The organism is Isoptericola sp. NPDC056578 (assembly GCF_042793275.1).
GTDB lineage: Bacteria > Actinomycetota > Actinomycetes > Actinomycetales > Cellulomonadaceae > Isoptericola.
The window spans coordinates 1-13,252 of sequence record NZ_JBHTVC010000024.1 but is presented as its reverse complement, the minus strand read 5'-3'; the positions used below and the strand labels follow the sequence as shown (position 1 = coordinate 13,252).

9 protein-coding genes are annotated in these 13,252 nt (G+C 73.6%); all 9 read left to right on the top strand.

Translation table 11 applies throughout. From position 1 onward, the window contains the following. The 9 genes from ACFQ80_RS11380 (at position 1) to pyk (ending at position 13,206) form a co-directional block, all read left to right on the top strand. A complete protein-coding gene (locus tag ACFQ80_RS11380; RefSeq protein ID WP_430563722.1) occupies positions 1 to 750 on the top strand; it encodes a Trp biosynthesis-associated membrane protein in 750 nt (249 codons plus the stop codon). A gap of 41 nt (positions 751 to 791) precedes the next feature. Next, a complete protein-coding gene (locus ACFQ80_RS11375; protein WP_430551855.1) occupies positions 792 to 1,070 on the top strand; it encodes an HGxxPAAW family protein in 279 nt (92 codons plus the stop codon). A gap of 175 nt (positions 1,071 to 1,245) precedes the next feature. Continuing rightward, complete coding sequence (gene trpC, locus ACFQ80_RS11370) at positions 1,246 to 2,070, top strand: indole-3-glycerol phosphate synthase TrpC (RefSeq protein WP_430551856.1); 825 nt, start codon at positions 1,246 to 1,248, stop codon at positions 2,068 to 2,070. A gap of 157 nt (positions 2,071 to 2,227) precedes the next feature. Further along, complete coding sequence (gene trpB, locus ACFQ80_RS11365; RefSeq protein ID WP_430563721.1) at positions 2,228 to 3,538, top strand: tryptophan synthase subunit beta; 1,311 nt, start codon at positions 2,228 to 2,230, stop codon at positions 3,536 to 3,538. Then, positions 3,535 to 4,395, top strand: a complete 861-nt coding sequence (gene trpA, locus ACFQ80_RS11360; RefSeq protein WP_430551858.1) for a tryptophan synthase subunit alpha — start codon at positions 3,535 to 3,537, stop codon at positions 4,393 to 4,395. The genes trpB and trpA overlap by 4 nt, the downstream gene beginning before the upstream one ends. Further along, positions 4,392 to 5,540, top strand: a complete 1,149-nt coding sequence (lgt, locus tag ACFQ80_RS11355; RefSeq protein ID WP_430563720.1) for a prolipoprotein diacylglyceryl transferase — start codon at positions 4,392 to 4,394, stop codon at positions 5,538 to 5,540. The genes trpA and lgt overlap by 4 nt, the downstream gene beginning before the upstream one ends. Before the next feature lie 120 nt (positions 5,541 to 5,660). Next, positions 5,661 to 10,229 carry a glutamate synthase large subunit gene (gltB, locus tag ACFQ80_RS11350; RefSeq protein ID WP_430551860.1) on the top strand — a complete coding sequence of 1,523 codons (4,569 nt, stop codon included), beginning with the start codon at positions 5,661 to 5,663 and terminating at the stop codon, positions 10,227 to 10,229. Further along, positions 10,222 to 11,688, top strand: a complete 1,467-nt coding sequence (locus tag ACFQ80_RS11345; RefSeq protein WP_430551861.1) for a glutamate synthase subunit beta — start codon at positions 10,222 to 10,224, stop codon at positions 11,686 to 11,688. The genes gltB and ACFQ80_RS11345 overlap by 8 nt, the downstream gene beginning before the upstream one ends. Positions 11,689 to 11,781: 93 nt before the next feature. Continuing rightward, positions 11,782 to 13,206, top strand: coding sequence for a pyruvate kinase (pyk, locus tag ACFQ80_RS11340; protein ID WP_430551862.1), 1,425 nt, complete (start codon positions 11,782 to 11,784; stop codon positions 13,204 to 13,206). Positions 13,207 to 13,252 lie beyond the last annotated feature (46 nt).

Sequence of the window (13,252 nt, the reverse complement as noted above, 5' to 3'; positions counted from 1 at the left end):
GTGGCACGGACCAGCACGACGGACGGGCAGGCGGACATGGACGACGACAGGGCACGGGCCGCGCACGACGGCATCCACGACGGCGCGCACGAGGGCGACGGCGGTCGCCCGCTGGGCCGCGGGCCGCTGCGCGCGCGGTCGCGGGCGGTGTGGTCGGTGGTGGCGGTCGGCGGGCTCACCCTCGCGACGGCGTCGCCGACCTGGGTGAGCACGACGGTGTCGACGGCCCTCGAGCCGACGGTCGACGTCGCGGTCACGGGCACGACGGCGGCGCCCGCCGTGGGCGCCGCCGCGCTCGTGGTGGTGGCGGGCGGCGTCGCCCTCGCCATCGCGGGCCGCGTGGCGCGCTGGGTCGCGCTGGTCGTCGTCGCGCTCGCGGGCGCCCTGGCCACCGCCTCGGCGGCGGCCGTGCTGCTCGACCCGCTGCCCGCCGCGACGTCGGGCGCGTCGGCGACCGCCGGCGTGACGGACCTCACGTCGCCCGTCTCCGTCGCCGTGTGGCCCTGGCTGACCGCGGTGCTCGGCGTGGCGGCGGTGCTCGTCGCCGCGCTCGCGGCGGCGGGCGCGCCCGCCTGGGGAGCCACCTCCGGGCGGCACGAGCGCGCCGATGCCGCACCCGGCGCGGGCGGCAGCGCCCCGAGCGCCGAGGCGACGCCGTCGGGGGACGACCCCGACGCGCCTGGTCAGCACGACCCCCACGACGCCTGGGACGCGCTCTCCCGGGGAACCGACCCGTCCGCGGACCGCTAGGCTGGACCGCGCACCACGTCACGAAAGGGCATCACATTCCCATGACCGAGAACCGCAACGCCGAGGTCGCCTACCTGCCCCCGGCCGTCCCGCCGACCAACCACGGCCACACGACCGCCGCGTGGACGGCGATGATCGGCATCATGCTGGGCGTGGCCGTCGGCGCCGTCGGGATGCTGCCCCCGGTCCCGGACGCGGTGGTCTGGGTCGGTGCCGTGATCGTGGCCGCCTCGCTCGTGCTCGGCCTCGTGCTGCGCAACATGGGCCTCGGACAGCCGAAGGACGGCGTGACGCCGCGCCGGGCTCCTTCCGGCCACTGAGCTTCCTCCCGGCGGCGGCTCCGACCGCCCGCCGGCACGAGGACGGCGCGCCCCCGACCCACGGGGGGCGCGCCGTCGTCGTCTCACGCTCGGAGACGTGTCCGGGCCGTCCCGCGGACGGGCCTACGATGGCAGGCAGACGTCGGTGCGGCGTCAGGGGACGGGGAGGCAGACCATGACGGTCCTGGAGGACATCGTCGCGGGGGTCCGTGAGGACCTCGCGGTACGCCAGGCGCGGACGTCGCTCGACGAGCTCAAGGAGCGCGCGGCGCGCGTGCCGGGCGCGCTCGAGTGCTGCGGCCGGCTGCTCTCGGAGGATCGCGTCGCCGTGATCGCGGAGGTGAAGCGATCCAGCCCCAGCAAGGGCAACCTGGCGTCGATCTCCGACCCCGCGGCGCTGGCCGAGGAGTACGCCAGCGGCGGGGCCAGCGCGATCTCCGTGCTCACGGAGCAGCGACGGTTCGGCGGCTCGCTCGCCGACCTGGACGCCGTCCGCGCCCGCGTGGACGTGCCCGTGCTGCGCAAGGACTTCGTCGTCACGCCGTACCAGGTGTGGGAGGCGCGGGCCCACGGGGCGGACCTCGTGCTGCTCATCGTCGCGGCCCTGGAGCAGACCGTGCTGACGTCCCTGATCGAGCGGGTGCACTCGCTCGGCATGACGGCGCTGGTCGAGGCCCACACCGACGACGAGGTGCGTCGCGCCCTCGACGCCGGGGCGCGCGTGGTGGGCGTGAACGCCCGCGACCTCAAGACGCTCGAGGTGGACCGCACGACCTTCGCGCGCCTCGCCCCGCTCATCCCCGACGACGTCGTCCGCGTCGCCGAGTCCGGCGTCCGCGGCCCGCACGACGTCCTCGACTACGCCCGGTCCGGCGCGCACGCCGTGCTGGTCGGCGAGGCGCTCGTGACCGACGGCGCCCCGCGCCGGTCGGTGGCCGACCTGGTCGCGGCCGGGCAGCACCCCGCGCTGTGGTCGGTCCGCCCGGCGGCCCAGCCGTAACCACCGCAGCACGTCGCACGACCACGGCACAACACCACACACGGCACACCATCCCGACGCGTCCTGGACGGCGGGCGGCGGAGGCCCGGGCGACCGGTACCCTCTGACGACCCCTCGTGCAGAGCGCCGAGCGGTGCCGACGAGAGACGGAGGACCCGTGCCCGACCAGCCCGTACGGGAGGCCCTGACCGAGACCCTGGCGCACCAGGTGCTCGGGCGGCTCGCGGACGTCGAAGGCCCCTACTTCGGCCAGTTCGGCGGCCGCTTCGTGCCCGAGGCCCTCATCGCCGCGCTCGACGAGCTGGAGACCGAGTACCGCAAGGCGCTCGGCGACCCGGCGTTCACGGACGAGCTGGCACGCCTGCACCGGGAGTACACCGGGCGTCCCTCGCCGCTCACCGAGGTGCCGCGCTTCGCGGAGCACTGCGGGGGCGCCGAGGCCGGTCACCGGGTGTTCCTCAAGCGCGAGGACCTCAACCACACGGGGTCCCACAAGATCAACAACGTCCTCGGCCAGGCCCTGCTGGTCAAGCGCATGGGCAAGACGCGGGTGATCGCCGAGACCGGGGCCGGGCAGCACGGCGTGGCCACCGCGACCGCGGCCGCCCTGCTCGACCTCGAGTGCGTCGTCTACATGGGCGAGGAGGACACGCAGCGTCAGGCGCTGAACGTCGCCCGGATGCGGCTGCTGGGCGCCGAGGTCGTGCCCGTGAAGATCGGCTCGCGTACCCTCAAGGACGCGATCAACGAGGCGCTGCGCGACTGGGTCGCGAACGTCGACTCCACGCACTACCTGCTCGGCACGGTCACGGGCCCGCACCCGTTCCCGGAGATGGTCCGCGAGTTCCACCGCATCATCGGCGAGGAGGCGCGCGAGCAGATCCTCGAGCGCATCGGCCGGCTGCCGGACGCCGTCGCGGCGTGCGTGGGCGGCGGGTCGAACGCGCTCGGCATCTTCAACGCCTTCCTCGACGACGAGGGGGTGTCGCTGCACGGCTTCGAGGCCGGGGGCGAGGGCATCGAGTCCGGCCGGCACGCGGCCCGCTTCTCCGGCGGGGCCCCGGGCGTGCTGCACGGCGCCCGCTCCTACCTGCTGCAGGACGACGACGGCCAGACGCTGCCGAGCCACTCGGTCTCGGCCGGGCTGGACTACCCGAGCGTCGGGCCCGCGCACTCGTGGCTGCACGACCTGGGGCGCGCCACGTACAAGCCCGTGACGGACGACGAGGCCATGGAGGCCTTCCGGCTCCTGTGCCGCACCGAGGGGATCATCCCGGCGATCGAGTCCGCGCACGCGCTCGCCGGAGCCGTACGGCTGGGTCGCGAGGCGGCCGAGGCCGGTCGTCCCGGCCAGGTGATCCTGGTGAACCTGTCGGGTCGCGGGGACAAGGACGTGGCCACCGCGGCGCGGTGGTTCGGGCTGCTCGACGAGGACCGGACGGACGACACGGCGGAGGGGGACCAGTGACCACGACCGACACCACTCCGGCGGCGACGTCGACCACCGGCGCGCGCCTCGACGCCCTGCGCGACGAGGGCCGCGGCGCACTCGTCGCCTACCTGCCCGTCGGGTTCCCGGACGTCGAGCGCTCGATCGAGGCCGTCCTGGCGACCGTGGACGCGGGCGCCGACGTCGTCGAGATCGGCGTGCCGTACACCGACCCGGTGATGGACGGACCGGTGATCCAGCGCGCCGCGGAGGCCGCGCTCGCCGCCGGCACCCGGGTCCGCGACGTGCTGCGCGTCGTCGAGGCCGTCGCCGAGCACTCGGGCGGGCGCGTGCCGGCCCTCGTGATGACGTACTGGAACCCGGTGCTGCGCTACGGGGTGGACGCGTTCGCGCGCGACCTCGCGGCCGCCGGGGGCGCCGGTCTCATCACCCCCGACCTCATCCCCGACGAAGGCGCGGACTGGATCGCGGCGTCGCAGGAGCACGGCCTCGACCGCGTGTTCCTCGTCGCGCCGAGCTCGACGCCCGAGCGCCTGGCGCTGACCGCCCGCGCGTCGCGGGGCTTCGTCTACGCGGCGTCGACGATGGGCGTGACCGGCACCCGCGACCAGGTGGGCGACCGGGCCGAGCAGCTCGTCGCCGACACCCGGGCGGCGGGCGCCGACCACGTGTGCGTCGGGCTCGGCGTCTCGTCCGGCGACCAGGCCGCCGAGGTGGGCCGGTTCGCCGACGGCGTCATCGTCGGCTCGGCGCTCGTGCGCCCGCTGCTCGCCGACCGTCCGTGGTCCGACCGGCTCGACACGCTGCGGGCGACCGTGACGGACCTCGCCGACGGCGTGCGCCGTGCCCGCGGGGGGCCGGGGGAGGGCGCGTGAGCGCGACCCTGCTGGCGTCCGCGGCGTCGGTGCAGGCGGCGATCCCGAGCCCGTCGCAGCACACGTGGTACCTCGGCCCGGTGCCGCTCCGCGCCTACGCGCTGGCCATCCTGGCCGGTATCGCGGTCGCGATCTGGATCACCACCAAGCGCTGGGTCGCCCGGGGCGGGGACGCGGACGACGTCCTCGACATCGCGTTCTGGGCCGTCCCGTTCGGCATCGTCGGTGGCCGGCTCTACCACGTGATCAGCACGCCCGAGCCGTACTGGGGCGAGGGCGGGGACCCCGTGCGCGCCCTGTACGTCTGGGAGGGCGGCCTCGGGATCTGGGGCGCGGTGGCGCTCGGCGCCGTCGGCGCCTGGATCGGCTGCCGCCGCAAGGGCGTGCGGCTGAGCTCGTTCGCGGACGCGCTCGCACCCGGGCTCCTCGTCGCGCAGGCGATCGGACGCCTGGGCAACTGGTTCAACCAGGAGCTGTTCGGCGCCCCCACGACGCTGCCCTGGGGGCTCGAGGTCTCCCCGGCCGTGATCGAGCGGCTCAACGCGGACACCGGCACGGCGTTCGCGGCGGGGACCCTGTTCCACCCCACGTTCCTGTACGAGCTGCTCTGGAACCTCGGGGCGGCCGCACTTCTCGTCTGGCTCGACCGCCGGTACAGGCTCGGTCATGGGCGGGTATTCTGGGCCTACGTCGCGCTCTACACTCTGGGCAGGGTGTGGATCGAGATGCTCCGCATCGACACCGCCGAGCACGTGCTCGGGCTGCGTCTGAACGTGTGGACGTCGATCGTCGTGGGCCTCGGTGCCCTCGTCGCCTTCGTCGTCATCGGCAGGCGCTACCCGGGGCGTGAGGACGGGGTGGAGCTGCCCGGCCGCAGCCGCGACCGGCAGGAGGAGGACCGTCGGTCCCGGGACGACCGGGTCGACGCCGAGCAGGACACCGGGCAGGACACGGGGCACGACCCCGAGCCCGACACTGAGCCCGACACTGAGCCCGACACTGAGCTTGACACCATGAGCACCGCGCACGCCGGGGCCGCCGCAGGCGCCTCCGGCCGGGACGACGGCCGCGACAGCGGCGGCGGACCGCACCGTGCGGACGCGCAAGGACCCGGTCCCGACCAGGGACCGACCGACCGCGCCTGAGGCGACTCCGACCGGGGCACCACCCGGGCGGGGCCGCCTATGTTTCCGACGGGCCGACGATGTCCCGACCACCTTTGAGCATGACGCGCCCGCGTGCGGGCGTGCAGGAGGACGGTGTTGATGACCACGCCGCAGCATCGGGTCGCGCGGCCCTCGGCCCAGGGCCTCTACGACCCCGCGTCCGAGCACGACGCGTGCGGTGTCGCGTTCGTCGCGACCCTGCGCGGGACGCCCGGCCGCGACATCGTGGACGCGGGCCTGACCGCACTGTTGAACCTCGACCACCGCGGAGCGGTCGGTGCGGAGGAGAACAGCGGGGACGGGGCCGGGATCCTCACGCAGATCCCGGACGCCTTCGTCCGTGACGTCGTCGCCGCCGAGCTCCCGCCCGCCGGCCACTACGCGATCGGCATGGCGTTCCTGCCTCAGGCCGTCGCGGAGGCCGACGCGGCCGCCCGCCGGTTCGAGGCGATCGCGGCGGAGGAGAAGCTCGACGTCCTCGCCTGGCGCGACGTGCCGGTCACGGCCGACCTGGTCGGCCCGACGGCGCGCGCCTCGATGCCCCTGTTCCGGCAGGTCGTCGTGGCGGACCCGTCGCGCGAGCTGTCGGGGCTCGAGCTCGACCGGCGCACCTACCGCCTGCGCAAGCGCGCGCAGAACGAGCTCGACCTGTTCCTCGCCTCGCTGTCGAGCCGCACCCTCACGTACAAGGGCATGCTCACGACGGCGCAGCTCGAGCCGTTCTTCCCCGACCTGAGCGACCCGCGCTACGCGTCGGAGATCGCGCTGGTCCACTCCCGGTTCTCCACGAACACGTTCCCGTCGTGGCCGCTGGCGCAGCCGTTCCGGCTCGTGGCGCACAACGGCGAGATCAACACCGTGCGGGGCAACCGCAACTGGATGGCCGCCCGCGAGAGCACCATGGCCAGCGAGGTGCTCGGCGACCTGGCGCCGCTGCTGCCCGTGTGCACCGAGGGGTCGAGCGACTCGGCCAGCTTCGACGAGGTGCTGGAGCTGCTGCACCTGTCCGGCCGCTCGCTGCCGCACGCCGTGCTGATGATGGTCCCGGAGGCGTGGGAGAACCACGCCGAGATGGACCCGGCCCGGCGCGCGTTCTACCAGTACCACGCGAACCTCATGGAGCCGTGGGACGGGCCCGCCTGCCTCACGTTCACCGACGGCACCCTCATCGGCGCCGTCCTCGACCGCAACGGCCTGCGTCCGGGCCGCTACTGGGTCACGGAGGACGGCCTCGTCGTGCTCGCGTCGGAGGCCGGCGTCCTGGACCTCGACCCCGCGACGATCGTGCGCAAGGGGCGCCTCGAGCCGGGGCGCATGTTCCTCGTCGACACGGAGCAGGGCCGGATCGTGGAGGACGACGAGCTCAAGTCGCAGCTCGCCGCCCAGCGGCCGTACGGCGAGTGGATCGCCGGCAACACGATCACGCTGGACTCGCTGCCGGAGCGCGAGCACGTCGCGCACTCGCCCGCGTCCGTCCAGCGGCGGCAGCGCGCGTTCGGGTACACCACCGAGGAGCTGAAGATCCTCCTCACGCCGATGGCCGACACCGCCGCGGAGGCGCTCGGGGCCATGGGCTCGGACACGCCGATCGCCGTGCTGTCGAGCCGGCCGCGGCTGCTGTTCGACTACTTCACGCAGATGTTCGCCCAGGTGACGAACCCGCCGCTGGACTCCATCCGCGAGCAGCTCGTCACGGCGATCGACAGCACGATCGGCCCCGAGCCGAACCTCCTCGAGGAGGTCGCGAGCCACGCCCGCAAGCTCGACCTGCCGTTCCCGGTGCTCGACAACGACGAGCTCGCCAAGATCGTGCGCATCGACCGGGACCCGCGGCTGGAGGGCGAGTTCCGCGCCGGCATCGTGCGCGGCCTCTACGAGGTGTCCGGCGGCGGCAAGGCGCTGCAGGCCCGCCTCGAGGAGATCTTCGCCCAGGTGGACGCGGACATCGCGGCCGGGGTGACGCACGTCGTCCTGTCCGACCGCGACTCCGACTCGGAGCTCGCGCCGATCCCGTCGCTGCTGCTGACCAGCGCCGTGCACCACCACCTGCTGCGGCAGGGCACCCGCACCCGGATCTCGCTCGTCGTGGAGGCGGGCGACGTGCGGGAGGTGCACCACGTCGCGCTCCTGATCGGGTACGGCGCCGCCGCGGTGAACCCGTACCTCGCCATGGAGACGGTCGAGGACCTCGCGCTGCGCGGCTACCTCGCCGTCACGCCGGAGAAGGCGGTCGCCAACCTCATCACCGCGCTCGGCAAGGGCGTGCTCAAGGTGATGAGCAAGATGGGCATCTCGACGATCATGTCGTACCGCGGCGCCCAGATCTTCGAGGCCGTCGGGCTCTCCCACGAGCTCGTCGAGGACTACTTCACCGGCACGACGAGCCGTCTGGCCGGCATCGGCCTGGACGTCATCGCGGCCGAGGTCGCGGCGCGGCACGCGGAGGCGTACCCGGCGTCGGGCAACCACGCGGCGCACCAGCGGCTGACCAGCGGCGGCGAGTACCAGTGGCGCCGGGACGGGGAGGAGCACCTCTTCGACCCCGAGACGGTCTTCCGCCTCCAGCACGCCACCCGCACCGGGCGGATGGACATCTTCCGCCAGTACACGCGGCGCGTGGACGAGCAGTCCCGTCGCCTCATGACGCTGCGCGGCCTGCTGCGCTTCACCCCGGACCGCGAGCCGGTGCCGATCGACGAGGTCGAGTCGGTCGAGGAGATCGTCAAGCGGTTCAACACCGGCGCGATGTCGTACGGGTCGATCTCCGCGGAGGCGCACGAGACCCTCGCGATCGCCATGAACCGGCTCGGCGGCCGGTCCAACACCGGTGAGGGCGGCGAGGACCCGGAGCGCCTGTACGACCCGGAGCGCCGCTCGCGGGTCAAGCAGATCGCGTCGGGCCGGTTCGGCGTGACGAGCGAGTACCTGACCAACGCCGACGACATCCAGATCAAGCTCGCCCAGGGCGCCAAGCCCGGCGAGGGCGGTCAGCTGCCCGGGCCCAAGGTGTACCCGTGGGTCGCCAAGACCCGGCACTCGACGCCCGGCGTGGGGCTCATCTCGCCGCCGCCGCACCACGACATCTACTCGATCGAGGACCTGGCGCAGCTCATCCACGACGCCAAGAACGCCAACCCGGCCGCGCGCGTGCACGTCAAGCTCGTCTCCGAGTTCGGCGTGGGCACCGTGGCGACGGGCGTGTCCAAGGCGCACGCGGACGTCGTGCTCATCTCCGGTCACGACGGGGGCACGGGCGCGAGCCCGCTGACGTCGCTCAAGCATGCGGGCACGCCGTGGGAGATCGGCCTGGCCGAGACCCAGCAGACGCTCGTGCTCAACAACCTGCGCGACCGCATCGTCGTGCAGGTCGACGGACAGATGAAGACCGGCCGCGACGTCGTCGTGGCGGCGCTGCTCGGGGCCGAGGAGTTCGGCTTCGCGACCGCGCCGATGGTCGTCTCGGGCTGCGTCATGATGCGGGTCTGCCACCTGGACACGTGCCCGGTCGGCGTGGCGACGCAGAACCCGGAGCTGCGCAAGCGGTTCACGGGCAAGCCGGAGTTCGTCGTGAACTTCTTCGAGTTCATCGCGCAGGAGGTGCGCGAGCACCTCGCCTCGCTCGGCTTCCGGTCGATCGAGGAGGCCGTCGGGCACGTCGAGGCCCTCGACACGCGCAAGGCCGTCGACCACTGGAAGGCGCAGGGCCTGGACCTCGCGCCGGTGCTCGCCGCGCCCGAGGCGGTGCCGGGCACCACGCTGCACCAGGTGGCCACGCAGGACCACGGCCTGGCCAAGGCGCTGGACAACCAGCTGATCGAGAAGGCGCGCCCCGCGCTCGAGGACGCGCTCCCCGTGCGGATCGAGGTGCCGGTGCGCAACGTCAACCGCACGGTCGGCACGATGCTCGGTCACGAGGTGACCAAGCGGTACCGCGGTGCCGGTCTGCCCGACGACACGATCGACGTGACCCTCACGGGCTCGGCCGGCCAGTCGCTCGGGGCGTTCCTGCCGCGCGGCGTCACGCTGCGCCTGTACGGCGACGCCAACGACTACGTCGGCAAGGGCCTGTCGGGCGGGCGCATCGTCGTGCGTCCCGACCGGTCGGCGGTGCTCGAGGGCGCCGCGAACGTCGTGGCGGGCAACGTCATCGGCTACGGCGCGACGTCGGGCGAGATCCTGCTGCGGGGCCGCGTGGGCGAGCGCTTCGCCGTGCGCAACTCCGGTGCGACGCTGGTGACCGAGGGCGTGGGCGACCACGGCTGCGAGTACATGACCGGCGGGACGGTGCTGGTGCTCGGCCCCACCGGCCGCAACTTCGGCGCCGGCATGTCGGGCGGCGTGGCGTACGTGCTCAACCTGCGCGACGTCGCGATGAACATCCAGGCGGTGAAGAGCGGCGAGCTCGAGGTGGGCGCGCTGGACGACGCCGACTGGGACCGTGTGCGCGGCCTGCTGGAGCGGCATCTCGCGGAGACCGGCTCGCCCGTGGCGGCCGAGCTCCTCGAGGACGACGGCGCACGGGCCCGTTTCTCGCGCGTCCTGCCCGCGGGCTGGGCCCGCGTGCGCGCCGCGCTGGCCGACGCCGAGGCCGCAGGGAAGACGCTGGGCGAGGGCGACGACTTCGACCCGGCGATGTGGGAGCAGATCATGGAGGTGGCGCGTGGCTGACCCCCGCGGATTCCTGAAGGTGCGGGAGCGCGAGCTGCCGCCGAACCGCCCCGTCGAGGTGCGGCTGCGTGACTGGAAGGACACGCACGCCCACCGCGAGGACGGGCAGCCGTTCCTCAAGGAGCAGGCGGGCCGCTGCATGGACTGCGGCATCCCGTTCTGCCACCAGGGCTGCCCCCTCGGGAACCTCATCCCGGAGTGGAACGACCTGGTGTGGCGCGACCAGTGGGCCGACGCGATCGAGCGCCTGCACGCGACCAACAACTTCCCGGAGTTCACCGGGCGCGTCTGCCCGGCCCCGTGCGAGACGAGCTGCGTGCTGGGGATCAACCAGCCCGCCGTGACGATCAAGAACGTCGAGGTCTCGATCATCGACGAGGCGTTCGCGCGTGGCCTGGTGACGCCGCAGGTGCCCCAGCGGCTCACGGGCTCGACCGTGGCCGTCGTCGGCTCCGGCCCGGCGGGGCTGGCCGCCGCCCAGCAGCTCACGCGCGCCGGCCACACGGTCGTCGTGTACGAGCGGGACGACGCCATCGGCGGGCTCCTGCGCTACGGCATCCCCGACTTCAAGCTCGAGAAGACGCACATCGACCGTCGACTCGAGCAGATGGAGGCCGAGGGCACCCGCTTCCGCCCGGGGGTCGCCATCGGGCGCGACATCACCTGGGACGCGCTGCGTCGCCGGTTCGACGCCGTGGTCCTGGCCACGGGCGCCACCGTGCCGCGCGAGCTCACGGTGCCGGGCCGCGACCTGGGCGGCGTGCACGTCGCGATGGACTTCCTGACCCCGGCGAACAAGGCCGCGGCGGGCAACCCCGTCGACGGCGCGCCGTCGGCCGCGGGCAAGCACGTCGTGATCATCGGCGGCGGCGACACCGGCTCGGACTGCCTCGGCACGTCGCTGCGGCAGGGCGCCGCCAGCGTCACCACCCTGGCGATCGGCAAGCAGCCCCCGCTCGAGCGGTCGGCGAGCCAGCCCTGGCCGACGGACCCGATCGTCTTCGAGGTCTCGACGTCCCACGAGGAGGGCGGGGAGCGCAGCTACCTGGCCTCGACGGTAGAGTTCGTGGGCGGCGAGGACGGGAACGTCCGGGCCCTGAAGGTCGCCGAGACCGAGTACCTGCCGGACGGCCGGCGGGTGCCGAAGGCGGGCACCGAGCGGGAGATCCCGGCGGACCTGGTCCTCATCGCGATGGGGTTCACCGGCCCGGAGACCGACGAGCTGGTGACCCAGACCGGCGCGGAGCTCACGACTCGCGGGCTGGTGCGGCGCGGCGACGACTACGCCACCAGCCTGCCCGGCGTCTACGCGACGGGTGACGCGGGCCGGGGGCAGTCGCTGATCGTCTGGGCGATCGCCGAGGGCCGCGCGACGGCGGCCGCCGTGGACGCCTACCTGCAGGGCAGCTCCGAGCTGCCCGCGCCGGTCGGCCCGCGGACGGTCGCGCTGCGAGGATAAGAAGAACAACGACGAAGCAGTACCCGGGGCCGTTCGGGCGCCCGGGCGCCGCCCCGGCTCGCGCCGGGGCGGATCGACGACGAGGCTGGAGACATGCGCAGAGCGAAGATCGTGTGCACCATCGGACCCGCGACGGCGTCCCCGACCAAGCTCCGTGAGCTGGTCGACGCGGGCATGGACGTGGCCCGGATCAACCGGAGCCACGGGGAGCAGGCGGAGCACGAGGCCGTCTACCACGGTGTCCGAGAGGCGGCGAAGGAGTCCGGCCGCAACGTCGCAGTCCTCGTCGACCTCCAGGGCCCGAAGATCCGGCTCGGCCGGTTCGCGGGCGACCAGAAGCACTTCCTCAACGAGGGTGACACGTTCACCATCACCACCGAGGACGTGGAGGGCACCAAGGAGCTCGTCTCGACGACCCACAAGGGCCTGGCGGGCGACGCCCGCGTCGGCGACCCGCTCCTCATCGACGACGGCAAGGTGCGCGTGCGCGTCACGGCCGTCGAGGGCCCGCGCGTCGTGACGACCGTCGAGGTCGCCGGCCCGGTCTCGAACAACAAGGGCATCAACCTCCCCGGCGTCGCGGTCTCCGTGCCGGCGCTGTCGGAGAAGGACACCGACGACCTGCGCTGGGCGCTGCGCATGGGCGCGGACATCATCGCGCTGTCGTTCGTGCGGTCCGCGAAGGACTACGACGACGTCGCGGCGATCATGGCGGAGGAGGGCCGTACGGTCCCCGTCGTCGCCAAGATCGAGAAGCCGCAGGCGGTGGAGAACCTGGAGGAGGTCGTCGCGGCCTTCGACGGCTTCATGGTGGCGCGCGGAGACCTCGCCGTGGAGATGCCCCTGGAGCAGGTGCCGCTGGTGCAGAAGCGCATCGTGGAGCTGGCCCGCCGCAACGCGAAGCCCGTCATCGTCGCCACGCAGGTGCTGGAGTCCATGACCACCAGCCCGACGCCGACGCGTGCCGAGGCCTCCGACTGCGCCAACGCGGTGCTCGACGGCGCGGACGCGGTCATGCTGTCCGGTGAGACCAGCGTGGGCGACTACCCGATCATCACGGTCCAGACGATGGCCCGGATCATCGAGGCCACGGAGGAGATGGGCCGCGAGCGGATCGCGCCGCTGGGCTCCTCGCCGCACACCCGCGGCGGCGTCATCACCCGGGCGGCCGCCGAGATCGGCGAGACGCTCGGCGTGAAGTACCTCGTGACGTTCACCCAGTCGGGCGACTCGGCCAAGCGCATGTCGCGCCTGCGGTCGGGCATCCCGCTGCTGGCGTTCACGCCGGAGGAGAGCGTGCGCAACGTGCTCGCGCTCACCTGGGGCACCACCACCTACCAGGTGCCGAAGGTCGAGAGCGTCGACGCGATGGTCGGCCAGGTCGACTCCACGCTGCGTGCCAACGGGCTCGCCGAGCCCGGCGACCGCGTCGTGATCGTCTCGGGCGCTCCGGTGGGCGTGCCCGGCACGACGAACTCGATCCTCGTGCACCAGGTCGGCAGCCACTCCGACGTCTGACCTCCGACGGCCCGACGACGACGGCCCGTGCCCCTCGGCGAGAAGC

Coding starts and splice junctions, on each gene's coding strand:
- ACFQ80_RS11375 (WP_430551855.1), top strand. CDS start 792: ATGACCGAGAACCGCAACGCCGAGGTCGCCTACCTGCCCCCGGCCGTC.
- trpC (WP_430551856.1), top strand. CDS start 1,246: ATGACGGTCCTGGAGGACATCGTCGCGGGGGTCCGTGAGGACCTCGCG.
- gltB (WP_430551860.1), top strand. CDS start 5,661: ATGACCACGCCGCAGCATCGGGTCGCGCGGCCCTCGGCCCAGGGCCTC.
- pyk (WP_430551862.1), top strand. CDS start 11,782: ATGCGCAGAGCGAAGATCGTGTGCACCATCGGACCCGCGACGGCGTCC.